Origin of the sequence: Streptomyces mexicanus (assembly GCF_902506575.1) — a bacterium.
Lineage (GTDB): Bacteria > Actinomycetota > Actinomycetes > Streptomycetales > Streptomycetaceae > Streptomyces > Streptomyces mexicanus.
The window spans coordinates 6,550,061-6,576,229 of sequence record NZ_LR732544.1 but is presented as its reverse complement, the minus strand read 5'-3'; the positions used below and the strand labels follow the sequence as shown (position 1 = coordinate 6,576,229).

Genomic DNA, 26,169 nt, shown 5'->3' with positions numbered 1-26,169 from the left:
GGCCCACCCCGCCCGGTGTCGCCGCGAGGACCGGCACCCCGTGCCGGGCGGCGAGGTCCCGTGCGCGGGCCTTGTCGCCGAACAGGGCCAGCAGTTCGGGGGAGGGGCCGACGAAGGTCAGTCCCGCCCGGGCGCACAACGCCGCGAACTCCGCATTCTCGCTGAGGAATCCGTACCCGGGGTGGACCAGCGCGCAGCCGGTGCGCCGGGCCACGTCCACGATCCGCTCGGCGTCGAGATAGGCCGCGACACCCTCGCCGGGCAGCAGATGCGCCTCGTCGGCCAGGCGCACGTGCGGCGTGTCGCGGTCCTCGGCGGCGAACACGGCGATGGTCCGCAGCCCGAGAGCGGCGGCGGCGCGGTGGACGCGGACGGCGATCTCCCCGCGGTTGGCGATCAGGACACTGCTCACGGGATGCGTGCTCACGGGATGCGTCCCCTCTCGGGCCGGTCTGCGCGCAGCGAGTCTGCGTTGACACTGGCGTCAACGTCAATAGGGTGGTCGCCATGGCGGGTGAGAGGAAGGCGTGGAGCACGCGGGAGAAGCGCGACCGGGAGGACAGCGCCACCCGTGCCCACCTGCTGCGGGCGGCGCGCGCGGTCTTCGAGCGGCGCGGCTACGCCCGGACCACGATCGCCGACATCACGGCCGCCGCCGGGGTCGGCCGGGCCACGTTCTACGTCTACTTCGCCTCCAAGGAGGCCGTCTTCGGCGTGCTGGCCGGCGAGGTGCGCGACGGGTTCCTGGCCGCGCAGGAGCTGCACGGGCTGGACGCCGACGATCCCTACGCCGTGGCCGAGGCGACCATCGCGGCCTACCTCGACGCGTACGTGGAGCACCTTGCCTTCCTCACCGTCCTGGAACACCAGGCGCTCACCGATCCGGCGATGTACGCGCTGCGGGAGGAGATCCACGCCCGCCCGCGCGAGCGCGGGGCCCGCTATGTGGCGCATCTGGCGCGCAGGGGGGTTGCGCACCCGGCCGCGTCACCCGAGGCCGTCGCCACCGCGGCCGGCGGCATGATCGCCGTCTTCGCGCCGGGCGTCGCCCAGGACCCCGGCACGCGGGCCGGGACGGTCGCGCAGCTGACCGACATGTATCTGCGGCTGCTCGGGGTCGCGCCGGCGGCGCAGGGCGCGGCGGCCGACCGGACCGGGTCGGAGGACGGTCGGCGCCGGTAGGCATCTCCGGGCTGGTGGACGGGTCGGCGCCGGTGGACGGCTCCGCGTCCGGGGGCGGGCTGTCGTCCGTGGACGCTGCTGTCGCCGCGGAGGGGGGTGCGGCCACCGGCGCCGGCCGGGTCAGTGGTCCGCGGGGCGCAGGACGACGGGCAGGGCCCGGTGGCCGTTGCTGATGAGCGAGGGGTAGGGCCGCAGTTCGGCGGCGGGCACGGCGAGCCGGATGCCGGGGAACCGCTCGAACAGCATCCGCAGCGCTGTGGCGACTTCGAGGCGGGCGAGGGGAGCGCCGAGGCAGAAGTGGACGCCGTACCCGAAGGCCAGATGATCCTTCACCGCGCGAGTGGGGTCGAAGCGGTCGGCGTCAAAGCCGTGCCAGTCGGGGTGCCGGTTGGCGGCGGCGTAGGAGGCGAGGATGGCCTCGCCCCGGGCGATGGTCCGGCCGTCGGGCAGGGCGATGTCCTTCAGGGCGTAGCGCAGGGGGAGGTGCTTGACGGCCGGTTCGTGCCGCAGCGTCTCCTCGACGACGTCCGACCAGGCGGTGCGTCCCGCGCGCACGTGAGCGAGCAGTTCGGGGTCGGTGAGCAGGGCGGTGACGGCCTGGTCGATGACGTTGACGTCTCGTAGCCGGCGCTGATCATCAGCAGCAGGGTGTCGCGCAGCTCGGTGTCGGACAGGCCGCCTCCGTCGCCCTCGTCGTCGCGGGTGGCGATGAGCAGGGAGGTCATGTCGTCGCCGGGCTCGGCACGCTTGGCGGCGATCAGCCGGTCGAGGGCCTGGTACACGGCGGCCGTGTTCGCGGCGGCCTGCTCGGTGGTGAGCGTGGTGTCGAAGACGCCGTCGACCATGGCACGGAAGCCGTCGCGCTGGTGGTCGGGGACGCCCATGAGGCGACCGATCACCGCGATGGGGAGCGGGTAGGCCAGGTGCTCGCGCAGGTCGACGCTCTGCCCCGGGGGCAGTGAGGCCAACGTGTCCAGAGCGGCCGCCACGAGGGCCTCGACGGCGGGACGCAGGGCCTCGACGCGGCGGGCGCTGAAGGCGGGCGCGACCAGGCGGCGCAGCCTGCGGTGGTCGGCGCCGTAGGCGGTGAACATGTTCCGCGCCGTGATCCAATGCGCCAGTGGCCAGGTCGTCGCGGTCTCGGCGAACGCCGGCCAGTGCCGGGCGGCGTCCTTGGAGACGTCCGGGCTGGTCAGCAGGCGCTTGAGGAGGGCCGGGTCGGTGACGGCCCAGGCGGTCACACCGAGGATGTCCACGCGGGCGGCCGCGCCCTGGGCGCGCAGGGCCCGGTGCTCGGCGTGGTGATCGGAGCCGGTCGGGTCGAGAACGAGTAACGGATGCTCGGTCACGAGTGAGTCTCCTTCAGCGAAGGGGGCGAGTTCGGCGACGCGTGATGCGAACAGGGTGATGCGGACGGCGTGATGAGGACGGAGGACCAGGACGGGAGATGAGGATGGGGGCGATACGGACGGGAGAGGGCCATTGGGCGTGGCGCACGGCCGGGCCGCAGGGTACGCCCGGCCGGCGCTCCGGCGACAGGGCGCCTTGTGGGCTCGTCCCCGATCCGGTGGACGAAGGCCGCCGGGTGCACGGCCGACGTCGTGTGGCGGCCCGCGCGCCGGGCGGTGACACTGGGAGACGGTGGGCCCGGGAGATGGGTGGACCATGAACACCATCGAGGAAACGATCGAGATCGCCGTACCGGTGCGGACCGCGTACGACCAGTGGACCCAGTTCAAGAGCTTCCCCCGGTTCATGACCGTGGTGAAGCGGGTCGAGCAGGTCAAGCCCAACGTCACCGCGTGGGTCATCGGCGTGGGACCGGTGTGCCGTGAGTTCGAGGCGGAGATCGTCGAGCAGGAGCCCGACTCCCATGTGGCCTGGCGGAGCCTGGAGCGGCGGCCCTCCCACCGCGGGCAGGTGTCGTTCCGGCCCACCGCGCAGGGCAGCGGTACGTCGCTCGGCGTACGGCTGGAGCTGCGGCGGCACGGCCTGGCCGGTGCGCTCACCGGTGTCCCCGGGCTGACCCGGCGGGTCGTGCGGGCGGAACTTCGCCACTTCAAGGAGTACATCGAGGGACTGGGGGAGGCGGGCGGCGCCTGGCGGGGAACCATCCGCAACGGACACGTGCGCCCCACGGAACCCGAGCCGCCCAGGAGCCGGGTGCCCTGCTGGCCGGTCGGCTGAGCGGCCGTGCGGCGACTCCACGCGAGAGGCAACACCTATGAACAAGCCCGGCGAAGAGCCGACGGACCGGCTCGACCAGCCGAACGACCATCTCGCCGTGACCCCGCCCAAGAAGTGGGCGGCAGGCGTTCCCGCCGTGGTGCACGCCCTGGAGTACTCGCTGCAGCAGACCTCCCCGCTGAGGACCGGGGTGGACCTGCTGACCATGAACCAGGTCGACGGCATCGACTGCCCCGGCTGCGCCTGGGCGGACCCCTCACCGGGCCACCGGCACCGCAACGAGTACTGCGAGAACGGCGCCAAGCACATCAACGACGAGGCCACCACCCGCCGCGTCACCGCCGACTTCTTCCGCACGCACTCCGTCTCCGAGCTGAGCCGGCAGTCCGACATGTGGCTGAACCACCAGGGGCGGCTCACCGAACCGATGGTGAAGCGGCCGGAGTCCGACCACTACGAGCCGATCAGCTGGAGCGACGCCTTCGGGCTGCTCGCCGCGGAGCTGAACTCCCTGGACTCGCCGGACCAGGCGGTCTTCTACACCTCGGGCCGGGCGAGCAACGAAGCCGCGTTCGTCCTGCAGCTGTTCGCCCGTGCCTTCGGCACCAACAACCTGCCCGACTGCTCCAACATGTGCCACGAGTCCAGCGGGTTCGCGCTGCACGAGACACTGGGCACAGGCAAGGGCACGGTCAGCCTGCACGACCTCCACCACGCCGACCTGATCTTCCTGGTGGGGCAGAACCCCGGGACCAACCACCCGCGGCAGCTATCCGCGCTGGAACAGGCCAAACTCAACGGCGCCCGCATCATCGCGGTGAACACCCTGCCCGAAGCCGGCCTGCTGAGGTTCAAGAACCCGCAGAAGGCACGCGGCGTGATCGGACGTGGGGTGCGGATCGCGGACCGGTTCCTGCACATCAGGGCCGGTGGGGACCTGGCGCTGTTCCAGGCACTGAACCTGCTGCTGCTCCAGGCCGAGGACGCCCGGCCCGGGCAGGTGCTGGACCACGACTTCATCCGCACCCACACCAGTGGCTTCGAGGAGTTCGCCGCACACGCGCGCGGCCTGTCCTGGGACGACGTGCTCGCCGCGACCGGGCTGACCCGCGCGCGGATCGAGCAGGTCCGCGACGACGTGCTGCGCAGCGAACGGGTCGTCGTCTGCTGGGCCATGGGTGTCACCCAGCACAAGCACGGGGTGGCCACCATCCGGGAGATCGTCAACTTCCTGATGCTGCGCGGAAACCTCGGCCGGGCCGGCACCGGCGCGTGTCCGGTGCGCGGCCACAGCAACGTGCAGGGCGACCGCACTATGGGCATCTGGGAGCAGATGCCCGACTCCTTCCTGGACGCGCTGCAACGGGAGTTCGGCTTCGATCCGCCGCGCGCCCACGGGCTGGACTCGGTGAACTCCATCAAGGCGATGCGGGAGGGCCGTGTCGCGTTCTTCCTGGCGCTCGCCGGGAACTTCGTCCGGGCCGCACCGGACAGCGCCGTCACCGAGGCGGCCCTGCGCACCTGCCGCCTGACCGCCCACATCTCCACCAAGCTGAACAGGTCCCACACCGTCTGCGGGCGGACCGCGCTCATCCTGCCCACCCTCGGCCGCACCGAACAGGACGTCCAGGCCGGCGGGGAGCAGTTCGTCACCGTGGAGAACTCGATGAGCGAGGTGCACACCTCCCGCGGACGGCTCAAGCCGGCCTCCCCGCTCCTGCTCAGCGAAGTCGCCATCCTGTGCCGGCTGGCCCGCCGCACCCTGGACGGCAAGGCCGGCATCCCCTGGGAGCGGTTCGAGGCCGACTACGGCACGATCCGCGACCGGATCTCCCGCATCGTGCCCGGACTGCACGACTTCAACCGACGGGTGGCCCGCCCCGGCGGCATCCAGCTGCCCAACCCCGTCAACGAGGGCGTGTTCCCCACCGCCGTGGGCAAGGCGCTGTTCACACGCAACACCTGGCAGCCGCCGCACCTCCCCGACGGGCACCTGCTGCTGCAGACGCTGCGCTCCCACGACCAGTGGAACACCGTCCCCTACACACCCAACGACCGCTACCGGGGCATCCACGGCAGCCGCCGGGTGGTGCTGGTCAACCCGGACGACCTGAAGGAACTGGGCCTGACCGGAGGACAGCACGTCGACCTGGTCGGTGTGTGGAGCGACGCCGCCGAGCGCCGCGCCGACGATTTCGAGGTGGTCCCCTACCCGACGAGCCGGGGCTGCGCCGCCGCCTACTACCCGGAGACCCAGGTCCTCGTGCCCCTGGACAGCGTGGCCGACATCAGCAACCAGCCGACGTCCAAGGGCGTCGTGGTCCGTCTGGAACCCACCGGAGCCTCCCCCTCCTGACCGACCTGACATTGAGGTGGCGGAGGTGGCTCAGGAGGTGAGGGCCACCACCGCCTCGTCGGTGTACACCAGGAAGGTCAGCGTCTGCCGGAAGTACAGGTCGACGGTGTGCGCATCGTGCACGGTGTAGCCGATCGCGAGATCCTCGCCCAGCCGCAGCTCGAAGTCACCGCCCCGGGTGGAGAGCAGGAAGGCGCCGTCGAGCACGGGCGCCCAGATGGGCGGCCCGTCCAGCAGCCGGCCCAGGTGTTCGGCGACGGGGTAGCCGTGGTCGGAGGTCTCGCTCACCGCGGTGTAGGCGTCGGCGCCCAGCAGCAGCGCGTACGGGCCTGCCACGCCGGCCGGCCGCAGCGTCGTCAGCGCCCGGCTGACCGTGTCCGGGTAGTCCCGGGGCTCCGCCGGCAGGGCGACCGCGGGGTGGGAGGTGCGCCCGCGCAGTCCGTCGATGCCGGCTGCCGCGTACCCCTCGAAGGCGGCCTTGTCCTCGGCGAACGCCATGGTGCGCGCCGCGTCCTTCACCGGCTGCCAGTCGGAGTCCTGTGCGCCGCGCTCGACGTCGTCCACCGCATCCCGGCCGACCGTGAACGGGACACGCAACTCGACCAGCGGCCGCGCCTGTCGCAGCCGCGCGGTGACCCCCTGCGCGGGAGCCTCGATGCCGGTGAGGTGGCCGGTGCCCACCGCCGCCAGCGTGGGCCCGTCGGGTCCGGTCACGTCCACGACACGGCGGCCGCCCAGATGGCGCCGGAAGGTGCGGCGGGCCCTCGTCCTCGATCTGCGCCCACGCCGACGGGGTGATCGGCGCGAGGTCACGGTGCAGGTTGGTGCTCACGGCGGGCGTGGTCATGTGATCAGGCTCCTTTGAGGCTGCCGATCCCCAGCGAACCGTCCACCACGGCCGTCCGCGCGGGCGGCCCGGGCGGATCGTCGAGGAAGGCGGCGCTCGGCACGTGGAAGAGGCAGCCGGTGACCGCGGTGGAGAAGTCCAGGATCCGGTCGTGGACGTTCGGACGGTCGCCGAGGAACATGTTGCGCAGCATGTGCTCGGTCACCTCGGGGGTGCGGGCGTAGCCGATGAAGTACGTGCCGAACTCCCCGTCCCCGACCCGGCCGAACGGCATGTTGTCCCGCACGATCTTCCGCTCGTTGCCGTCCTCGTCGGTGACCGTGTTCAAGGCGACGTGGGAGTCGGCGGGTTTGACGTCGTCGGGCAGTTCCACGTTGTCCGACTTGGTCCGGCCGATGACCTTCTCCTGCTCCTCGATCGGCAGCGCCTTCCAGGCGGTGAGGTCGTGCAGGTACTTCTGGACGATGACGTAGCTGCCGCCGATGAACGCCGGGTCCTCGTCACCGATGAGCACCGCGTCCTCGGCGAGCCGTCCCTCGGGGTTCTCGGTGCCGTCGACGAAACCGAGGAGGTCGCGTTCGTCGAAGGACTTGAAGCCGTGGACCTCGTCGACCACGGTGACCGCTCCGCGCAGCCGTTCGGTGATCAGCTGGGCCAGCTCGAAACAGAGGTCCATGCGGCGGGCCCGCAGATGGAACAGGAGATCGCCGGGGGTGGACGGCGCGTGGTGGCGGGCGCCGGTCAGCGGCACGAACGGGTGCAGCTCACGCGGGCGCGGGCCGGCGAAGAGCCGGTCCCATGCGGTGGAGCCGATCCCGACGACGCAGGTCAGCTCGGCGTCGGGGGCCCGGAACCCCACCGATCGCCGCAATCCGGCCACGTCCGGGAGCAGGTCGCGTACGGCGGTCTCGCCCCCGGAGGTCAGGGTGCAGACGAGGAACACGGCGGACTTCGCCGGCGGGGCGATCACGGACTGCGGTTCCCCCACGGCATCTGCCTCTCCCCGCGCCGGCACGGCGCCGCTCAGTGAGCGCCCGCCGTCGCCGCCCGCTCACTGGTCTCGGGCCGACGGACGGTGCAGTGAAGGGTGTCCTTGAGGACGTCGGCGACGATGGTGTCGCCCGGCTCGGCCTCGCCGCCGAGGAGCAGGGCGGCGATGCGGTTGTCCAGTTCGGTCTGGATGGTGCGGCGCAGGGGGCGGGCCCCGAACTCGGGCTGGGTGCCGTGGGCGACGAGGAGCTTCTTGGCCGCCTCGGTGACCTCCAGACTCATCCCCTGGGCGTGGACGCGGCGCCGGCTCTGGTCGAGCAGGTGGTCCACGATCCGCGACAGGTCCTGCTCGGTGAGGCTGTGGAAGAGGATGATGTCGTCGATGCGGTTGAGGAACTCCGGCAGGAACCGCGTGCGCAGCAGTTCCATCAGCTCGTCCTTCAACTCGGTGACGTCGCCCTGGTGGTCGATGATCCGCTGGGCGCCGATGTTGGAGGTCATGATGATCACGCAGTGCCGGAAGTCCACCGTGCGGCCCTGGGCGTCGGTCAGCCGGCCGTCGTCCAGGATCTGCAGCAGCGTGTTGAACACGTCCGGGTGGGCCTTCTCCACCTCGTCGAACAGCACCACGCTGTAGGGCCGGCGGCGCACCTTCTCCGTGAGCTGCCCGGCCTCCTCGTACCCGACGTAACCGGGAGGGGCACCGACCAGACGGGCCACGGTGTGCTTCTCCTGGAACTCGCTCATGTCGAACCGGATCATCCGGTTCTCCTCGCCGAACAGCAACTCGGCGAGCGTCTTGGCCAGTTCGGTCTTGCCCACCCCGGTGGGGCCGAGGAAGAGGAAGGAGCCCACGGGCCGGTTCGGGTCGCCCATGCCGGCCCGGTTGCGGCGCACGGCCTGGGAGACGGCGGTGACCGCCTCGTCCTGGCCGACGATCCGCTCGTGCATCTCCTCCTCCAGGTGCAGCAGCCGCTCCTTCTCACTGGCCGTCAACTGCGCCACCGGGATCCCGGTGCGCCGCGAGACGACGTCCGCGATGTCCGCGGCCGTCACCGACACCACGCCCTCCCGGCGTTCGGTGAGGCCGGCCAGTTCGGCCTCCGCCTCGTCGATCTGCTGCTTGAGCGCGGAGGCCCTCTCGAAGTCCTCCACCGCCACCGCCTGGTCCTTCTCCCTGCGCAGCCGGGCGATGCGGTCCTCCAGGCCGACCGCCTCGGTGGAGCGCCCGGCGCTGCGCAGCCGCACCCGGGCACCGGCCTGGTCCATCACGTCGATCGCCTTGTCCGGCAGGAACCGGTCGGAGATGTAGCGGTCGGACAGCTCCGCCGCCGCGGCCAGTGCCCCGTCCGCGAACCGCACCTGGTGGTGCGCCTCGTACGCGTCCCGCAGGCCCTCGAGGATCTCCACGGTCTCCTCGACCGTCGGCTCGGACACCATCACCGGCTGGAACCGGCGCTCCAGCGCCGCGTCCTTCTCCACGTGCCGGCGGTACTCGTCGATCGTCGTGGCCCCCACCACGTGCAGCTCACCGCGTGCGAGGGCGGGCTTGAGCATGTTCGAGGCGTCCATCGATCCCTCGCCCGTCGCCCCCGCGCCGACCACCGTGTGCATCTCGTCGATGAACAGGATGATGTCCCCGCCGGCCGCCTGCACGTCCTCGATGACCTTCTTCAACCGCTCCTCGAACTGCCCCCGGTACTGCGCGCCGGCCACCATCCCCGACAGGTCGAGTGCCACGACCCGCTTGTCCTTCAGCGTCGCCGGCACCTCACCGGCCACGATCCGCTGCGCCAGCCCCTCCACGATCGCGGTCTTGCCCACGCCCGGCTCCCCGATCAGCACAGGGTTGTTCTTCGACCGCCGCGAGAGGATCTCCACCGTCTGCTCGATCTCCTCCGCGCGCCCCACCACCGGATCCAGCTTCCCGGCCTTCGCCTCCTCCGTCAGGTCCCGCCCGTACTCGTCCAGCGTCGTCGACGGCGTGCGTCCGGCCGTCTGAGCGGCGTCCGTGCGGGCCGGCTTGTCCGTGCGCCCGCGCAGCTGCTCGGCGTCCAGTCCGGTGTCCTGGAGCAGACGGGCGGCTCCGCTGCCGGTGCTGTCCAGCAGTGCGCCGAGGATGTGCTCGGGGCCGATGTAGGAAGCGCCGGCCGCCTGCGACCGGCCGTAGGCGTCGGCGAGGGTGCGCTTGGCGGCCGGTGTGAGCCCGGGCTGCGCCGAGGGTTCGCTCGACTCCTTCGGCAGCGCGTCGGCGATCTTCGAGGCGAACTCCTCGGGGTCCACACCTGCCTGCGCCATGATGGTGCGCGACGGCTCCACCTGCGTCGCCGCCCACAGCAGGTGTTCGGTGTCGAGGTCCGGCGTCCCGTCCTCCAGCGCCCGCCGCGCGGCGCGGTTGATCAGCTCCTGCGACGGCTCGCTCAGCAGCCGCCCGATCGGCACCCGCTGCACCGCCGGGGGCGACGAGGCGGGAGACATCCCGAAGAACCGGTTCAGCAACTCGCTGAAGGGGTCGGACGAACCGAAAGCCGAACCGAACGACATCGACATGAGAACTCCAGATGCGTGAAGTCGGGCGGTCATGCGTGCGTGCTGCACCGCGAGCGGTCATGAGCCGTCGCACCACCAGGAGTGCCGGGCCGGTGCCCGTGCGCCGCTCGGCCGTATGACTCCAAGCTATCGCCGGGTGCCGACCCCGGCAGCTTGTCGGGCCGACACCGCATCGCCCGGCGTGGGACGTTGCCGCACGCCTGGAGGACCGCTCGCGGCAGGCCCCGGCAGGGGCTCCACCGCCGTCGCCCAAGGCGGCTCGCCTCCGGCGACCGCCTCCCGGCGACTACCATGGGGCCGACGGTCTACTGGACTGTAGACACGAAGAACGGGGTGAGGAACCTTCCCATGACCGACGCCAAGGACGAACGCAGGCCGGCCGGCGAGCTGGAGGCCAGTGTCATGGCCGTCCTGTGGTCGGCGGACGCGCCGTTGACCCCGGGGCAGGTCCAGGCGGGTCTCGGCGCCGGTCTGGCCCGGACCACGGTGACCACGATCCTCACCCGGCTGCACGACAAGGGCATGGTGGGGCGGCGCCGTCAGGGGCGCGGCTACGCCTACCCCCCCCTGCAGGACGCGCCCGGTCTGACCGCCCGCCGCATGCACTCCGAGCTGGACCGCGACACCGACCGGGAGACGGTCCTCGCCCGCTTCGTCGCCCAGCTCAGCCCCGACGACGAGCGCATCCTGCGCGATCTGCTCGAATCCGGTGACCGATGACGGCGCTGCTGTTCCTGACGCTGCTGCTGCCCTGCGCCGTGCCGCCGGCGGCCCGGCATGCCGTGCACCGGCTCGCGCCGGTGACCGCGCTGTGGCTGATCACCGTCTCCGTCGTCGTGCCGGCCGGCTGTTCGCTGGCCGCACTGGGTGCCCTCGTCCTCACCGGCCTGCTCAAGCTGCCGGCCTTCGCGGCCCTGGGCGAGCTGGTGCACCCGCTGCGGACCGCCTCCGACCTGGTCGTGGTGCCCTCGGCCGCCGTGTCCGTGGGCGCGCTGGCCGTGTGCGCGGTGACGCTGGCGCGGGCGGCGCTGCGGGAGATCCGGGCGGTGCGCAGGGCGCGCACCGCGGCCGGCCGCCGGCCCGCCGCCGGTGACCTGTGCGTGATCGACTCGCCGCACCCGGACGCCTACGCCCTGCCCGGCCGTCCGCACCGCATCGTCGTCACCACGGCGATGCTGCGCAGCCTGGACGCCGCCGAGCGCGAGGTCCTCTTCGCCCACGAACGGGCCCACAACCGCGGCCGCCACCACTACTTCCTGGTCGCCGCCGAACTCGCCGCCCACTGCCATCCCGCGCTGCGCCCGGTGCGCGCCACCGTCCGCCTGGCCGCCGAGCGCGCCGCCGACGAGGCCGCCGCGGCGGCCGTCGGGGACCGCCGGCTGACCGCCCGGGCGATCGCCCGCGCCGCCCTGGCCGGACAGCGCACCCGGTCCCAGCGTCCGGGGTGCGCGGCCGCGGCCACCTCCGGTCCGGTACCGCAGCGCGTGCGGGCCCTGCTCGCCGCGCCGCACGCCTCGCGCCGCCCCGCGCGGTGGATCGCCGCCGCGCTGCTGGCCTGCACCGCCGTCTCCTGCACCGCCTCGGCCACCGGAGTGATCGACTTCCACCACCGGGTGGAGGTCGCGCAAGGCGAAGCGTCGCGCTGACCCCGCTTCCCCCGCGTCCGCCGCGCGGGAAGCGGGGTGACTGGCGCACCCGAGGTTTTACGTATAACCTCCCGCTGATCGCCCCCACGGAAGGTTTCGATGAGACGCATCGCCCTGGTCACCCTCGTCGTCGACGACTACGACGAGGCGATCGCCTTCTACACCGAGGCCCTCGGCTTCCGGCTGGCCGAGGACGCGCCGCGCCCCGACGGCTCCCGCTGGGTCGTCGTCGAGCCGGGCCCCGGCGCGTCGGGGGCGGGTCTGCTGCTGGCCCGGGCCAAGGGCGAGGCGCAGGCCGCCCGCGTCGGTGACCAGACCGGCGGACGCGTCGGCTTCTTCCTGCACACCGACGACTTCGCCCGCGACCACGCCCGTATGACGGCCGCCGGCGTGACCTTCCTGGAGGAGCCCCGGCATGAGCCGTACGGCATCGTCGCCGTCTTCCAGGACCTGTACGGCAACCGCTGGGACCTGCTGCAGCCCGCCGGCTGATCCCCGCCCCGCACTCGCACCCCGCTCCGCCCTGCCTTCGAGGAACGACTTCGAGGGAAGATCTCCAGGAAAGACCCACCATGACTGCTACGCGCGTAGACGCCGATGTGATCCGCCGCCTGCCCAAGGCCGTCCTGCACGACCACCTCGACGGCGGGCTGCGTCCCGCCACCGTCGTCGAGCTGGCGGAGGCGGTCGGGCACAGGCTGCCCGCCACCGACCCCGACGAGCTGGCGGCCTGGTTCTACGAGGCGGCCAACTCCGGCGACCTGGTCCGCTACATAGCCACCTTCGAGCACACCCTGGCGGTGATGCAGACCCGCGAGGGCCTGCTGCGCACCGCCGAGGAGTACGTGCTCGACCTCGCCGCGGACGGCGTCGTCTACGGCGAGGTCCGCTACGCGCCCGAGCTGATGCTGCGGGGCGGGCTGTCCCTGGCCGAGGTGGTGGAGACCGTCCAGGAGGGCCTGGCGGCGGGCATGGCGAAGGCGGCGGCGGCCGGCACGCCGGTCCGCGTGGGCACGCTGCTGTGCGGCATGCGGATGTTCGACCGGGTGCGCGAGGCCGCCGACCTGGCCGTCGCCTACCGGGACGCCGGGGTCGTCGGCTTCGACATCGCCGGCGCCGAGGACGGCTTCCCGCCCGCCGACCACCTCGCCGCCTTCGAGTACTTGCGCCGCGAGTGCGTCCCCTTCACCATCCACGCCGGCGAGGCGCACGGGCTGCCCAGCATCCACCAGGCCCTGCAGGTGTGCGGTGCCCAGCGCATCGGCCACGGTGTGCGCATCACCGACGACATCGTGGACGGCAAGCCGGGCCGGCTGGCCGGCTGGGTGCGCGACCGGCGCATCGCCCTGGAGATGTGCCCCACCTCCAACCTGCAGACGGGTGCTGCCGCCTCCATCGCCGAGCACCCCATCACCGCCCTGAAGGACCTCGGCTTCCGCGTCACCCTCAACACCGACAACCGCCTGGTGTCCGGCACGACCATGACCCGGGAGATGTCCCTGCTGGTGGAGCAGGCCGGATGGACGGTCGAGGACCTGCGCACCGTCACGGTGAACGCCCTCAAGAGCGCGTTCCTCCCGTTCGACGAGCGCAGGGCTCTCATCGAGGACGTCGTCCTGCCGGGCTACGAGGCCGTGCTCTGCAGCAGCCCCCTGAGGTAGGCGGCCTGTCCGGCGTGCTGAAGGTCGTCGGACAGGACGCTCACCAGCCGCACGCCCAGGCTGACCGGCGGGTCCCAGCGCCCGTCCACGATCCGCTGGAGGGCCTTGGCGGCCAGGCCACGCAGCGCCCCGAGGGTCTGCTCGTGGACGGCGTCGTAGTACCCGGTCAGCTGGTCGGCGGACTCCACGCGCACCTTGGCGACCTTGGCGGGGCTGTGCCCGTAACCGGTGTCGTGGCGCGGCAGGTCCAGGCCGAAGCGTTTCTCCCAGCCCTGGGACAGCCACACCTGGTCGAGGTCGAAGGCGTCGGCGATGTGGTCGTCCTGCACCCGCGTCAGGTGCCAGACGAGCCAGGCGATGGAGTTGGTGTCGGGCGCCGGGCGGGCGTTCAGCTCGTCCGGGCCGAGGCCGTCGAGGGCGGCATGGACTTCTTCCCGGATGCGGCCGTAGCCGTCGATGAGGATGTCCTTCGCATGCATACGACCACCATCGCGCATCGCGGGCCGTCATGCGCCCGGAACCCGGCACCCGGCCCTCGACGGCGCGTTGAGGACGTCGGCGAGACGGGCCGGGCGCGAGCGGCGTGATCAGGGCATCGGCGGCACGGTCAGGGGGCGAGCAGCGTGATCAGGGCGCGGGCCGCCGGGCCGGTGGCCTGCTCGGACGGCAGCAGGGCGACCGTCTCGTAGGACGCCTCGCCGACGCCCTTCAGCGCCAGGGCCGTCAGCGAGGGCCGCTTGTGCCGGAAGTGCCGCGGGACGACGGCGATGCCGAGGTTCTCGTCGACCAGGTCGAGCAGGCTGTGCACGTCGTTGACCTCCAGCGCCACCGTGCGCCCCACGCCCGCCGCGGCGAAGACGGCGTCGGCGGCGCGGCGCGGCCCCCAGTCCGGGTGGAAGTCGACGAACACCCCGCCCTCCACGTCCTGCGGGGTGAGCGCGGCCCCCGTCGCCGCGAACGGGTGGTCCGGGTGGCACAGCACGGTCATCGGCTCGGCGGCCAGCGGCACCGAACGCAGCTGGTCGGTGTCCGGGCGGGTCCGGTAGGCGAACGCCAGGTCGAGCCGGCCCGCCGCGACCCCCTCCGCCAGGTCACCCGAGCCCGCCTGCCGCAGCCGGATCTCCACGTCCGGATGGCGCCGCCGGAACGCGGCCAGCAGCCCCGCCACGTGCACCCCGGCGATGCACTGCTCGGTGCCCAGGGTCAGCGTGCCGCGCAGCACGCCCTGCACCGCGGCCACCGCCTCGTGCGCCGCCCGCACCTGGGCCAGAACGCGCCGCGCCTCACCCAGCAGCGCCCGCCCGGCCTCCGTCAGGGCCACCCGGCGGGTGGTGCGCACGAACAGCGGCGCCCGCAACTCCCGCTCCAGCGCCCGGATCGACGCGGACAGACCCGACTGGGAGACCATCAGCCGCTCCGCCGCCCGGGTGAAGTGCTGGTCCTCGGCGACCGCGACGAAGTGCTCGAGATGGCGCAGTTCCATGATTGAGAAGCGTAGTCGCTGAATCCCATCGGATTTACCTGTTGGACCACTGCCCGCGGGCCGGGCGAGAGTGGGGACGACCGGTTTTCCGCGCAGCGGCGGCGAACCGGTCGTCCGTGTGCCAACCCCTCATGGAGTCGCGTTGTTCACCGCCCATCCCGACCGCTACGCCGAGATGCCCTACCGGCGCACCGGCCGCAGCGGCCTGCACCTGCCCGCGCTGTCGCTCGGCCTGTGGCACAACTTCGGCCCGGACCGGCCGGTCGCCACCCAGCGGGCCATCCTGCGCCGCGCCTTCGGCCTCGGCGTCACCCACTTCGACCTGGCCAACAACTACGGGCCGCCGCCCGGTGCGGCCGAGACCGCCTTCGGCGAGGCGCTGCGCGCCGACTTCGCGCCGTACCGCGACGAGATGGTGATCTCCACCAAGGCCGGCTACCTGATGTGGCCCGGCCCGTACGGCGAATGGGGCTCGCGCAAGTACCTGCTGTCCTCGCTCGACCAGAGCCTGAAGCGCATGGGCCTGGACTACGTCGACATCTTCTACTCGCACCGCTTCGACCCGGACACTCCGCTGGAGGAGACGATGGGCGCCCTGCACTCGGCGGTGCAGCAGGGCAAGGCCCTCTACGTCGGCGTCTCCAACTACTCCGCCGAGCAGACCCGCGAGGCCGCTCGCATCCTCGGCGAGCTGGGGACCCCGCTGCTGATCCACCAGCCGCGCTACTCGATGCTGGACCGCCGCCCCGAGGAGGAGGGCCTGCTCGACGCGCTCGAGGACCTGCAGGTCGGCTCCATCGCCTACTCCCCGCTGGAGCAGGGCCTGCTGACCGGCCGCTACCTCGACGGCATCCCGGAGGACTCCCGGGCCGCGAGCGACAGCCCCTTCCTCACCTCCGACGCGCTGACCGAGGACCTGGTGGGCAGGCTGCGCGCCCTGGACGACGTCGCCAAGTCCCGCGGTCAGAGCCTGGCCCAACTGGCGCTGGCCTGGGTGCTGCGCGGCGGGCGGGTCACCTCGGCGCTGGTCGGCGCGAGCAGCCCGCAGCAGCTGGAGGACAGCGTGGCCGCCCTCGGCAACCTGGACTTCGACGCGGAGGAACTGGCCCGGATCGACGCGATCGTCCGGCCGTAGGGCGCTGCCGAAGGCGCCGTGGGTGCTGTCGAAGGCGTCGTAGGGCCGCCGATGGCGGCACAGGGCTGAACAACGGCTCGGAGGCGGCCGTCCACCTCATCGGAGGTGGGCGGCCGCCTCGTCGTCGCGTCGTAGCGCCGCCGGACGGGGGTGAGCGGCGCCTCGTCGTCGGGACGGCCGCCGGACCCGCCCGGCCCCGGGGCTCAGCCCCTCTCAGGCCCCCTCGGGCACCCGGTCCAGGAAGCCGAACACCGACCGGATCCGGCCCTCGTCGTCCAGGGTGATCACGTCGAACCCGGCGACCGGCGCGGAGCCTTCCCCAGAGGGGGCGCCCCCATCGGCGACCAGCTCCCAGGAGAAGCGGGCGGTGTCGTGGTGCCCGTCGACCGTGCCGCTGAGCCGGAAGGAGAACCCTGGGAACTGCTCGTGCGCGCCGGCGATCACGGCCGCGATCTGCTCGTGGCCGCGGACGTCGGCCAGCGGGTCGGTGTAGCTGCCGTCCGGGGCCCAGGCGGCGGCCACCGCCTTGCTCAGGGCCTCGGGGCCGCGGGCGTTCCAGGCCTCCAGGTAGCGGGCGGCGGCGTTCTCGTAGCGGTCGGTGGGTGCGGACATGGGACATCGCCTCCGTCGTGGGCGTGGCTGCTGGTCAGGGTCCGGATCCCCTCGTCGGCGACCCGGTGGGACCACCATGCCCGGGGCGCGGGGGCGGGGTCGATTACCGCCGGGGTCATGCCCGCGCGACGGCGCGGTCGCACCGTTTCGGCCACAAGGGCCGGTGAATATGCCAGGAGACTGGCCGGAAAGACATGGTGACACTGTTTCAGCGGTGAACATACTCGGGTGCAGGGACGCAGCACGGCACACGCGCCGCAGGAGCCGCACGGAGAGCGAGGCACGAACCACCAGGCGACGACGCCACGGGGGAGGAGCAGTGCACGACGAATTCCTGTGCCATGTCACGGCGTACGGGGTGTGCGACGGCCGCCGGATCGGCGTCCCGCTCGGCACCTACCGCGCCCCGACGCTGGCCCTGGCCCTGTGGTGGCTGCGCGACCGGGCGTCCTGGATCGCCGAGCGGCTCGACCCCGGCCCCGAGACCCCCTACGTGCCGACCGGGGCGCTGGTCCCGGTGCCCGAGACCGTGCCCGACGTGCCCGCCGTCCTGCGGGCCTGGTGCGCCGATCCCGACCGGCAGGAACAGGTGGCCGACGAACTGGCCGACGGCAGGCTGGTGCGCATCGCCGCCGGCGACGACACCACGGAGTACGAACTGCTCGCGGAGTCCGTCGACGCGCTGCGCATGCAACGCACCCTGCCCGACCTGGCCGTGCCGATGGCCTGACGCACCGCCGCCCGGCAGGCTCCGCGTCGGCCGCACGAGCCGCCGCCCGACGGGCCCCGGTCCGATGCTGGCGCGCCGCCGCGCTGCCCGGTCCGGGTCCGCCGCACCTGCGCCCTCGTCCTGCCGGGTCCGGGTCCGCCGCACCCGCGCCGCCGCCCGGCGGGTCCGGGACCGTTCACAGGCGCGTCGGCACCCTGCCGGGTCCGGTCCGCCCGCACGCGCGTCGGCGCCCTACGACGGCGATGGGCGCCGGGCGCGGGGGAAGCGCGCCGGGAGGGCACCCAGGCCGCCCGTGACCAGGCCCCACAGCGCGGCGAGGCCCAGGGCGCTCCACAGGCGCGGCCGCAGGAGCACCTCCCCGGACAGGCCGCCGCCGACGTCCCCGATGCCGAGCAGGGACAGCCCGTAGTGGGCGGAGATCCGGCCGACGAGACAGACCGTCAGCACCGTCAGGACCAGCGCCACCGCCATGCGCACCGCGTGCCGCCACAGCGGCGTCCCGGCCGGGGAGCGGGCCGCCGCGAGGAACGCGGCACCGAGCAGCAGCACCGCGTCGGCCACCACCAGCCACCACACCCGGCCGTCGTGTTCGGCGAGTGTGAGCAGGTTCACGGTGGACACGTCCGGCGTGCGCAGCACCTCGTCCAGCAGGTGCGGCACCGGCAGTCCGAACGGGCCGTCCACCCGCCCGTGCCAGGTGGCGCCCAGGCCGATCGTGAAGGCGAACCAGGTGAGATTGGGCAGCCCCAGCAGGACCAGGGCGAACGTGTCGGCCGCGTGCCCGCGGGTGCCCGCCGTGACCAGCGCCACGACCACGCCCACGGCCACGCACGCCAGCAGCAGTGCCACCATGGCCCGCACCCCCCGGCGCACCGACGCCCCGAACCGGAGCAGCCGTGGCGGCAGCGGCGCCCGCCCGGCCGCCGCCAGGGCCACCAGCAGCACGCCTGCCAGCCACAGCAGCCCGAAGACCACGGTGAGGCCCACCTGCGTGGTGAAGCCGACCCGCGGCTCGACGCCGAACAGGCCGCCGAGGGCGTCGAGCACCCCGTTGCCCAGGTCCACGGCGAACGTCTGCCGGGCGGCGAACGCCAGGCCGACCAGCGCCGCCGACCACAGGACGGCGACATGGGCGGTCCATCCGCCCAGGTGCCCCGGCCCGGCCGGCGCCCGCCGGCGCAGCGGCCGCCGGAAGCCGGCGGCCATGACGCGCGCCCCGGTGAGGGTGACCGACAGCGGCATCACCGTCACACCGGCGTGCGTCCGGGCCAGCGGCCCCGCGTCGCCCGACAGCTCCCGGCTGCCGCCGACCGCCGTCACCACGGTCGCGGCGACGACCCGGGGGAAGGCGTCGTCCGGCAGGCGCGCGGCGCCGGCCGCCCACAGTCCCAGGGCGGCGACCACGCCCATGGCGGCGAGCGCGGCCAGGACCGTGGCCGCCGCCCGGATCCAGCCGGTCCGGACGGCCGGTGCCGGTGCCGGCGCGTTGGGGGGAGGCGACGGGCGGCTCACGCTGCCACGCTAAGCAGCCGCCGGGCCGCGCGCCCCTCGGACGGTCCGTCCGCGCCCGCCGAGTCGGGTGGACTGGCGGGCGCGGCTCTGGGTAACAGCACAGGGGCAGTAGCGTCCGACAGGACCGGATTTTCGAGAGTGACACGCATGATCGAGCAGGACGGGACCGTGATAACCAGGGGTTTCGACGTACCCGTGGAACCACTGCGGCGGACGGTGCACTACACGGGCGAGCCCGGGTGCATCGCCGACGCGCGTTCCCTCACCGCGCACTTCCTGCAGCAGCTGAGGACCGAGTGGTGCGCCGAGGTCGGCCCCCGTTCCGGGGAGGCTCTGCTCCTGGTGGTGAGCGAGCTGGTCACCAACGCCGACCGGCACAGTGACGGGCCGTACATCCTGGAGCTTGAGGGCACGGACACCACGGTGAGCGTGTCGGTGTACGACAGCAGCACGGCCCTGCCCCTGCGCTATCCGACGGACCCCGAGCGCGTGGGTCGGCACGGCCTGGAGATCGTGCACGCCCTGGCCGCCGAGGTGAGCGCGGAACGGGTGCCCGTGGGCAAGCGGGTGCGGGCCGTGGTCCGGCTCGAACGCGACTGAGCCCGACCCGTCGGTCCGGCCCCGTCGGTCCGGCCCCGTCGGTCCGGCGACCCCGAAGGCCGGCAGGAGGGCGAGTCCCGCGAGTCCGGAACGCGACGGAGCCCGGTGGAGCGCGTGCGGTCCGGTGCGACCGGGCCGGCCCGGCCCCGTACGATGCGGGCCCGGGCCGGCCCGGTCGCTGCGTCGGGCGGCGGGTGCCTCAGGCGCGGTCGAGGTCGCCCAGCATGCCCTGCCGCAGTTGCGCGATGATGCGCTTGATCAGGCGGGAGACGTGCATCTGCGAGCAGCCGAGCCGGGCGCCGATCTCCGCCTGGGTGGCCTCCTCCACGAACCGCAGATGGATGATCTGCCGGTCCCGTTCGTCGAGGTTCGCCACCAGCGGCGCCAGGCAGTGGACGTCCTCCACCAGGCTGATGCCCTCCTCTTCCACGCCGATGAAGTCGGCGAGGACCGCTTCGCCGTCCTCCGGGCCGTCCCCGGTCAGGGCGGCGTCCAGGGAGGCGGAGTTGTAGCCGTTCGCGGCGACCTGCGCCTCGACGACCTCCTTCTCGGAGAGGTTCATCAGCGTGGCCAGCTCGCCCACGGTCGGCTCCCGGTCCAGCCGGCTCGACAGCTCCTCGCGCGCCCGGGCCAGCTCCACCCGCAGCTCCTGCAGTCGCCGGGGCACGTGCACCGCCCAGGTCGTGTCGCGGAAGAAGCGCTTGATCTCACCGACGATGTAGGGCAGCGCGAAGGAGGTGAACTCCACCTCGCGGGACAGCTCGAACCGGTCGATCGCCTTGATCAGGCCGATCATCCCGGTCTGGACGATGTCCTCCATGTCGTCGCCGCGGTTGCGGAACCGGCCGGCCGCGAACCGCACCAGCGACATGTTCATCTCGATGAGCGTGTTGCGGGCGTACTGGTACTCGTGCGTGCCCTCCTCCAGCTCCGCCAGGCGCCGGAAGAAGTGCCGGGACAGCTCACGCGCGTCGCGCGGCGCGACCGTACGCGGGTCCGCCACCGCCGGCAGGGGTGCGCCGTCCGTTCCGTTCTCCGCGCACTGCTCGAGAACTGCCTCGGACCGGGTCACGGCGGTGTCCATTGCCTCTCCCACGAAAGTCACGGTTCGACCTCTGCCTTGTCGCCGTGCGTCTACCCCGGCTCACTCGCGGCATGCTGGGCCGGTCGCCGGGTGACGGAAAATCGACCGGCGCCGGGGCGTGGGGGCGCGGCCCGGCGCGGACGGGAGGCGATGAAGTGTCAGGAGCGTCAGGAGAAGGGCCTCTTGAAACCCTTCCCTGTATTTCGCACCTTTCACTCCTTTCGTGCCCGTGCTTCACCGAGGGCGGAATGCCGAACCCTTCCGTGGGCGGGCGCGGCTCCTAATCTGAAGGGGTGACCGATCCTGCGCCGAAGCACGCCACCGTCATCCCCTTCGAGCGGAGTGCGGACCGCACCGCGGACCGTGCCGCCGGCCGCACCGCGCACCGTGCCGCCCCGACCGCTCCGATCGTCCCGGCCGCCCCGGCCGCGCCCCGCGAGCCGCTGTGGCGCGACCTCGTCGGGGACGTCCTGCGGCGCGAGCGGCTCGGCCAGGAGCGGACGCTCAAGGACGTGGCCGACGCCGCCCGGATCTCCGTGCCGTACCTGTCCGAGATCGAACGCGGCCGCAAGGAGGCGTCCTCGGAGGTCCTGGCCGCCGCGGCGCAGGCCCTCGGGCTCGGCCTCGGCGACCTGCTGGCACTGGCACACGGCCGGCTGGTCCGGCTCGGCAGCACGACGTCGCCGCGCGGTGGCCGCGGCGCCTCCGTCTCCCGCCGCGACGGGATGTGCCTGGCCGCCTGACGGCGCACCGCCCGCGACGCCGTACCCGTGCGGGCAGCGGCACCGGCACTCCCGGCACCAGGCCGCGGCCCCCACAGGGCGCGCAGGCCGCAGGTCGCAGGCCGCAGGGCCGGCGGTGCGCCGCCGGCCCGCACGGCGGTGGCCCCACCGGCCCGCGCGGCGGCGCGCCACGGCCCGTGCTGAAGGCGTGCCACCCGCCCTCCCCGTGTCCTGGCCGCCGCGTCAGGCCATCACCACGCGGCGGCTGAGCACCTCGTCGGCCAGCCCGTAGGCGACCGCCTCCTCGGCGGTGAACACCTTGTCGCGGTCCATGTCGGCGCGCAGGGAGGCGATGTCGTGGCCGGTGTGCCGGGCGAGCACCTCCTCGACCTGTGAGCGGATCCGGACCATCTCCTTGGCCTGGAGCGTGAGGTCGGAGACCGTGCCCTGCCGTCCGGCGCTGGCCGGCTGCCCGAGCAGCACCCGCGCGTGCTGCAGCACGAACCGCCGCCCCGGGTCGCCGCCCGCCAGCAGCACCGCCGCCGTGGAGGCCGCCTGGCCCACGCAGAAGGTGGAGATCGGCGACTGCACGAACGACATGGTGTCGTAGATCGCCATGAGCGAAGTGAACGAGCCGCCGGGCGAGTTGATGTAGATCGAGATCTCGTGCTCCGGATACGCGGACTCCAGGTGGAGCAGTTGCGCGATGACGACGCCGGCGACGCCGTCGTCGATCTCGGTGCCGAGGAAGATGATCCGCTCGTTCAGCAGCCGGCTGAACACGTCGTAGGACCGCTCGCCCTGCGCGGTCCGCTCGATCACGTACGGAACGGTGTACGACCCCATGTCAGAGCCCCATCCGCCGGCGCGAGGTGGCCGGGTGGACGTCGGCCAGCGACTCCACCACCCGGTCCACGATTCCGTACTCCACGGCCTGCTCGGCGGTGAACCAGCGGTCCCGGTCGCCGTCCCGGGAGATCGTCTCCACGCTCTGCCCGGTGTGCTCGGCGGTCAGCCGCTCGATGGTCCGCTTGATGTGCTCCAGGTTCTCCGCCTGGATCTCGATGTCCGCGGTGGTGCCGCCGATGCCCGCCGACGGCTGGTGCATCATGATCCGCGCGTTCGGCAGCGCGTACCGCTTGCCGGGGGTGCCGACGGTGAGCAGGAACTGGCCCATGCTCGCGGCGAAGCCCATGGCGAGCGTGGACACGTCGTTCGGGATGAGCCGCATCGTGTCGTAGATGGCGAGCCCGGCGGTGACGGAGCCGCCGGGGCTGTTGATGTACAGGCTGATGTCGGTGCGCGGGTCCTCCGCCGACAGCAGCAGCAACTGGGCGCACACCCGGTTGGCCGACACCTCGTCGACCTGTGTGCCCAGGACCACGATCCGCTGGGCGAGCAGTTGGGCCGCCAGGTGGTCGTCGAACTGGCTGGGCCGGGTCTCGCCGTCCTCGGCGCGTGGTGTCAGGGTGGTCGTTGGAGTCATCGGGTCTCCTCGTCGTCGGCGTGGTTGCCGTCGACTCCACCTTCGCCCCGGGGCGGGCGCCCCAGGCGGTTTCTCTGCCCGCGGCAGATTCGCCACCGGCAGAACGGCTCCCGGACCCCGGCCCCGCGATCCGGTCCGGCGGGCACAGACCGGCGGGCGCGGCCCGGCGAGCACGGCCCGGCGGGCGCGGCCCGGCCCCTGGAAGATCACCGCGAATCGGTCTCCCGCCGAGCGATGAGTTTGCCCGCTCCGGCCGGTCGAAACAGGTGACCGCATCCTGTACGCGAGGAGGACCCCGTGGCCACCGAAGGATTCACCACCTGTCTCTGGTTCGACGGCCAGGCCGAGGAGGCCGCCCACTACTACGTGTCGATCTTCAAGAACTCCAGCATCGGCACGATCGGCCGCTACACCGAGGCCGGCCCGGGCCCGGCGGGCTCCGTGATCGCCGTGGACTTCACGGCCAACGGCCACCGCTTCGTCGCGCTGAACGGCGGGCCGCAGTTCACCTTCAACGAGGCGATCTCCTTCCAGATCCACTGCGCCGACCAGGAGGAGGTCGACCACTACTGGGCCAAGCTCACCGAGAACGGCGGGCAGCCCGGCCCGTGCGGCTGGCTGAAGGACAAGTACGGCGTGTCCTGGCAGGTGATCCCGGACGGACTGACCGAGATGATCGCCGACCCCGACCCGGAGAAGGCGGCCCGCACCACCCGAGCGATGCTCGGCATGTCCAAGCTGGACATCGCCGCCCTGAAGCGGGCGTACGCGGGTGAGTGACGGGCGGCGGGGCGGGCGGCCCACCCGTCCGGGGGAGTGGGCCGCCCGCCCGGATCCCGCGCCGTGGGCGCGCGGGTTTCCGTCCCAACGCCGTGGCGCGGTGTCCGTCCCCGCGCCGTGGGCGCGTCGCTAGGCCGAGTCCGCCCGTGCCAGGGCGGCCACCTCCTGCGCGCCCAGGGTCCGCCCGTAGACCCTGAGGTCGTCCACCGCGCCCTTCAGGTAGGGGTCGGCGTACTGCGACCTGCCCACGTACCCGGTGCGCACGTGGTTGCCGAAGTGGCGGGGTTCGACGGTGACGGCGGTGTTGCGGCCGGCCTCCGCGCCGTCCACGTACAGCACCGCGGTGCCGCCGCCGTACGCCACCGCCACGTGCACCCACCGCCCGGCGGGCAGCGGGTCGGCGTCGATGCGCTGCTCGGCGCCCGCACCGCCCGCGGTGATCGCGAAGCGCAGCGTGCCGTCGCCGCTGAGCGGGGTGAGGAACAGGTTGGCCGTGGTGCCGGTGCCGATGTCCACGATCCGGCTCCACGCCCCGGGCTGCCCGTCCAGCCGCACCCACGCGGCCAGCGAGTACGCGGACGCGCCCGCCAGCAGATCCTCGGCCAGGACCACGTGCCCGTCCGTGCCGTCCAGGGCGACGGCCCCGCCGACGCGCCCCGACGCGGACCAGGAGGCGCCCCCGGCCAGGTGCGCCGTGCGGCCGTTGCCGGTGGCGTCGGCGGCCGTGGTGCCGGACGTCTCGTCGAAACGGTGCCAGGCGGCGAACGCCGGGGGAGGGGACGGCGGCTGCCCGGTCAGCCAGTAGACGTTGTAGTGCTGGTGGTGCACGCGGGCGATCGGCAGCAGCGTCACCTCCGCGTCGTCGGCGCGGGCGGAGAAGCGCAGCGGGTCGCGTGAGCGCTGCCGCAGGGAGCCGGTGTCCAGCCGCGGCAGCCACGGATCCGCCTTCTCGCCCAGGGCCCCGGCCAGCACCACCGGTCCGTGCAGCACCGCCTGGACGTCGGGGTCGTCCGGCGTCGGCTCCACGACCGTGCGCATCGGCAGCGTGACCTCCACCCGGTCACCGGTGCGCCAGGACCGCTCCAGCACCAGCCAACTGCCGGCCGCCGGACGCTCCGGCAGGGTGCGGCCGTTGAGCTTCGCACGGGCGCCGGACGCCCAGCACGGGATCCGCACCAGCAGCCGGTGCGCGGCCCGGCCGGCCGTCACCGTCAGCGTCGTCGTGTCGCCGTCGGGGATCCGGGTGGTCTGCCGCCAGGTGATGCCCTTCTCCCGCCACGCCACCTGCGAGGGCACGAACAGGTTGACCAGCAGGCTGTGGTCGTCGTGCGTGTAGAGGGTGTCGGCGAACTTCGCCTGCGTCTCCATGCCGGTGCCGTGGTCGCAGGAGAAGTTGTCGTAGTCGGTGGAGTAGGCGTTCGGGTCGGAGCCCATGAAGGACGGCTGCTGCTTGAAGGCGCCGGGGCCGAGGCCGGTGTAGTAGATGTTGAAGCCGTGCGCGGAGTCGGGGTCCTGCTCGCCGAGCATCTGGTTGAACAGGGTCCGCTCGTAGTAGTCGAGCAGGTCGGTGCGGTCCGGGGCGTGGAAGTGCAGCAGCCGGGTCAGCTTGAGCATGTTGTAGCTGTTGCAGTTCTCGCAGGTGGTGTTGGACAGCTGCCCCGCGATCACGTCCGGGTCGTGGAAGGCCTCTCCGTCGCTGTTGCCGCCGATGACGTAGGTGTGGTGGCCGGTGACGATCCGCCAGAAGTTCTCGGCGATCGTCCGGTAGCGCTCGCTCAGGCCCTCCTCCCACAGCCGCAGCGCGCCGACCATCTTCGGGATCTGCGTGTTGGCGTGCAGCCCGGACAGCCGGTCCTCGCCGCGGGCCAGCGGGTCGAACACGCGGGCGTGCGTGAAGCGCTCGGCGACCTTGAGCCACCGCCCGTCGCCGGTGAGCGCGTGCAGGTCGGCGAGCACGTCGTTCATGCCGCCGAACTCCGTCTCCAGCACCCGCTGCATCTGCTCGTGGGACAGCTTCCCGGTGCGCGCGTCCACCCACGCGGCCTGGCGCAGCACGACGTCCAGGGCCTGGTCGTTCCCGGCCAGCCGGTACTGCTCGACGAGCCCGGCCATGATCTTGTGGATGGTGTAGTACGGCGCCCAGACGCCGGTGCCGGCCTCCAGCCGGTCGAAGAAGCTCTCCGGGAACGCCGAGAGGTACCCCTTGCCGTACCCGGCCTGCGGTGCGGCCGCCTGGCACGCGGCGAGCGCCGCGACGAGCCGGCGGCCCTTGTCCCGCAGTTCGGTGTCACCGGTGTTGGCGTACGCCAGGGCCAGCCCGGACAGCAGGTGGCCGGTGGAGTGCCCGCGCAGCTCCACGTCGGGAGCCTCCCAGCCGCCGCAGGGCTGGGCGGAGCTGGGCAGGCCGACGTTGCGGCGGAAGGTGTGCAGCAACCGGTCGAGGTCGACGAAGCGCAGATAGGCCGAGTTGCGGCGCTGGTTGTCGCGGAACGGGCTGTCCAGCAGCGTCACCGCGGTCAGCGGGAAGGGGCGGGGGCGGGAGGTGGCTCTTATACACATCTGGAGCCTGCGGCGGCCCCCTACGCGCTGGTCCGCGGGGGTGGTGT

At 72.9% G+C, this 26,169-nt stretch carries 23 protein-coding genes and 2 pseudogenes; 12 read left to right on the top strand and 13 right to left on the bottom strand.

Annotation, left to right across the window (positions count from 1 at the left end; genetic code table 11):
• Positions 1–427 (bottom strand): biotin carboxylase N-terminal domain-containing protein (locus tag GV126_RS29405; RefSeq protein WP_328707356.1); only part of this gene is annotated, 427 nt, incomplete at its 3' end.
• Between the two features lie 80 nt (positions 428–507).
• Between GV126_RS29405 and GV126_RS29400 the strand changes: the two genes are divergently transcribed.
• Positions 508–1,182, top strand: coding sequence for a TetR/AcrR family transcriptional regulator (locus GV126_RS29400; RefSeq protein WP_159672405.1), 675 nt, complete (start codon positions 508–510; stop codon positions 1,180–1,182).
• A gap of 120 nt (positions 1,183–1,302) precedes the next feature.
• On the opposite strand, the pseudogene GV126_RS29395 reads toward GV126_RS29400, so the two are convergent.
• A pseudogene (locus tag GV126_RS29395) lies at positions 1,303–2,531 on the bottom strand (cytochrome P450 family protein).
• 316 nt (positions 2,532–2,847) lie between these two features.
• Here GV126_RS29395 and GV126_RS29390 point away from each other — a divergent pair.
• Both GV126_RS29390 and GV126_RS29385 read left to right on the top strand, forming a co-directional pair.
• The gene (locus tag GV126_RS29390; protein ID WP_159672403.1) at positions 2,848–3,369 is read left to right on the top strand and encodes an SRPBCC family protein; all 522 of its coding nucleotides are present in this window, start codon (positions 2,848–2,850) and stop codon (positions 3,367–3,369) included.
• A 37-nt stretch (positions 3,370–3,406) separates the two neighbouring features.
• On the top strand, positions 3,407–5,725 hold the full coding sequence (locus tag GV126_RS29385) for an FdhF/YdeP family oxidoreductase (protein WP_159672401.1): 2,319 nt from the start codon (positions 3,407–3,409) through the stop codon (positions 5,723–5,725).
• Positions 5,726–5,755: 30 nt separating this feature from the next.
• Here GV126_RS29385 and GV126_RS29380 read toward each other — a convergent pair.
• The 3 genes and pseudogenes from GV126_RS29380 to GV126_RS29370 all read right to left on the bottom strand — a co-directional run bounded on the left by GV126_RS29380 (position 5,756) and on the right by GV126_RS29370 (position 10,112).
• Positions 5,756–6,572 (bottom strand): annotated as a pseudogene (locus GV126_RS29380) (family 1 encapsulin nanocompartment shell protein).
• A 4-nt stretch (positions 6,573–6,576) separates the two neighbouring features.
• Positions 6,577–7,560, bottom strand: a complete 984-nt coding sequence (locus GV126_RS29375; protein ID WP_159672400.1) for a Dyp-type peroxidase — start codon at positions 7,558–7,560, stop codon at positions 6,577–6,579.
• Between the two features lie 35 nt (positions 7,561–7,595).
• Entirely contained in the window at positions 7,596–10,112 is a 2,517-nt protein-coding gene (locus GV126_RS29370; RefSeq protein ID WP_159672399.1) for an ATP-dependent Clp protease ATP-binding subunit, read from the bottom strand.
• A 348-nt stretch (positions 10,113–10,460) separates the two neighbouring features.
• Between GV126_RS29370 and GV126_RS29365 the strand changes: the two genes are divergently transcribed.
• The 4 genes from GV126_RS29365 (at position 10,461) to GV126_RS29350 (ending at position 13,419) form a co-directional block, all read left to right on the top strand.
• Complete coding sequence (locus tag GV126_RS29365) at positions 10,461–10,832, top strand: BlaI/MecI/CopY family transcriptional regulator (RefSeq protein ID WP_159672397.1); 372 nt, start codon at positions 10,461–10,463, stop codon at positions 10,830–10,832.
• On the top strand, positions 10,829–11,758 hold the full coding sequence (locus tag GV126_RS29360; protein WP_159672395.1) for a M48 family metalloprotease: 930 nt from the start codon (positions 10,829–10,831) through the stop codon (positions 11,756–11,758). The genes GV126_RS29365 and GV126_RS29360 overlap by 4 nt, the downstream gene beginning before the upstream one ends.
• A gap of 99 nt (positions 11,759–11,857) precedes the next feature.
• A complete protein-coding gene (locus GV126_RS29355; RefSeq protein WP_159672393.1) occupies positions 11,858–12,250 on the top strand; it encodes a VOC family protein in 393 nt (130 codons plus the stop codon).
• A gap of 80 nt (positions 12,251–12,330) precedes the next feature.
• Positions 12,331–13,419: an adenosine deaminase gene (locus tag GV126_RS29350; RefSeq protein ID WP_159672391.1), complete on the top strand. Its 1,089-nt coding sequence runs from the start codon at positions 12,331–12,333 to the stop codon at positions 13,417–13,419.
• Here the strand turns inward: GV126_RS29350 and GV126_RS29345 are convergent.
• Both GV126_RS29345 and GV126_RS29340 read right to left on the bottom strand, forming a co-directional pair.
• Entirely contained in the window at positions 13,383–13,898 is a 516-nt protein-coding gene (locus tag GV126_RS29345) for a mycothiol transferase (RefSeq protein WP_159672389.1), read from the bottom strand. The genes GV126_RS29350 and GV126_RS29345 overlap by 37 nt on opposite strands.
• Positions 13,899–14,026: 128 nt before the next feature.
• Positions 14,027–14,902, bottom strand: a complete 876-nt coding sequence (locus GV126_RS29340) for a LysR family transcriptional regulator (protein WP_159672387.1) — start codon at positions 14,900–14,902, stop codon at positions 14,027–14,029.
• Positions 14,903–15,044: 142 nt separating this feature from the next.
• Here GV126_RS29340 and mgrA point away from each other — a divergent pair, with 142 nt between their 5' ends.
• Positions 15,045–16,037, top strand: a complete 993-nt coding sequence (gene mgrA / locus GV126_RS29335; protein ID WP_159672385.1) for an L-glyceraldehyde 3-phosphate reductase — start codon at positions 15,045–15,047, stop codon at positions 16,035–16,037.
• A gap of 213 nt (positions 16,038–16,250) precedes the next feature.
• Here the strand turns inward: mgrA and GV126_RS29330 are convergent, their stop codons facing one another.
• A complete protein-coding gene (locus GV126_RS29330) occupies positions 16,251–16,649 on the bottom strand; it encodes a nuclear transport factor 2 family protein (protein WP_159672383.1) in 399 nt (132 codons plus the stop codon).
• Between the two features lie 319 nt (positions 16,650–16,968).
• Here GV126_RS29330 and GV126_RS29325 point away from each other — a divergent pair, with 319 nt between their 5' ends.
• Positions 16,969–17,379: a hypothetical protein gene (locus GV126_RS29325; protein ID WP_159672381.1), complete on the top strand. Its 411-nt coding sequence runs from the start codon at positions 16,969–16,971 to the stop codon at positions 17,377–17,379.
• Between the two features lie 231 nt (positions 17,380–17,610).
• On the opposite strand, the gene GV126_RS29320 is transcribed toward GV126_RS29325, so the two are convergent.
• A complete protein-coding gene (locus GV126_RS29320; protein ID WP_159672379.1) occupies positions 17,611–18,891 on the bottom strand; it encodes a streptophobe family protein in 1,281 nt (426 codons plus the stop codon).
• Positions 18,892–19,038: 147 nt separating this feature from the next.
• On the opposite strand from GV126_RS29320, the gene GV126_RS29315 reads away from it, so the two are divergent.
• Positions 19,039–19,491: an ATP-binding protein gene (locus tag GV126_RS29315; RefSeq protein WP_159672377.1), complete on the top strand. Its 453-nt coding sequence runs from the start codon at positions 19,039–19,041 to the stop codon at positions 19,489–19,491.
• A gap of 199 nt (positions 19,492–19,690) precedes the next feature.
• Here GV126_RS29315 and GV126_RS29310 read toward each other — a convergent pair whose 3' ends face one another.
• Complete coding sequence (locus GV126_RS29310; RefSeq protein ID WP_159672375.1) at positions 19,691–20,575, bottom strand: RNA polymerase sigma factor SigF; 885 nt, start codon at positions 20,573–20,575, stop codon at positions 19,691–19,693.
• A 293-nt stretch (positions 20,576–20,868) separates the two neighbouring features.
• Here GV126_RS29310 and GV126_RS29305 point away from each other — a divergent pair, with 293 nt between their 5' ends.
• Positions 20,869–21,318 (top strand): helix-turn-helix domain-containing protein, encoded by a 450-nt coding sequence (locus GV126_RS29305; protein WP_419796011.1) that lies wholly within the window; start codon positions 20,869–20,871, stop codon positions 21,316–21,318.
• A 222-nt stretch (positions 21,319–21,540) separates the two neighbouring features.
• Here GV126_RS29305 and GV126_RS29300 read toward each other — a convergent pair whose 3' ends face one another.
• A complete protein-coding gene (locus tag GV126_RS29300) occupies positions 21,541–22,143 on the bottom strand; it encodes a ClpP family protease (RefSeq protein WP_028423535.1) in 603 nt (200 codons plus the stop codon).
• Between the two features lies 1 nt (position 22,144).
• Positions 22,145–22,783 carry a ClpP family protease gene (locus tag GV126_RS29295; RefSeq protein WP_159672373.1) on the bottom strand — a complete coding sequence of 213 codons (639 nt, stop codon included), beginning with the start codon at positions 22,781–22,783 and terminating at the stop codon, positions 22,145–22,147.
• Positions 22,784–23,080: 297 nt separating this feature from the next.
• Here GV126_RS29295 and GV126_RS29290 point away from each other — a divergent pair, with 297 nt between their 5' ends.
• Positions 23,081–23,563 carry a VOC family protein gene (locus tag GV126_RS29290; protein WP_159672371.1) on the top strand — a complete coding sequence of 161 codons (483 nt, stop codon included), beginning with the start codon at positions 23,081–23,083 and terminating at the stop codon, positions 23,561–23,563.
• A 129-nt stretch (positions 23,564–23,692) separates the two neighbouring features.
• Here the strand turns inward: GV126_RS29290 and GV126_RS29285 are convergent.
• Positions 23,693–26,169 (bottom strand): beta-L-arabinofuranosidase domain-containing protein (locus GV126_RS29285; protein ID WP_268977465.1); only part of this gene is annotated, 2,477 nt, incomplete at its 5' end.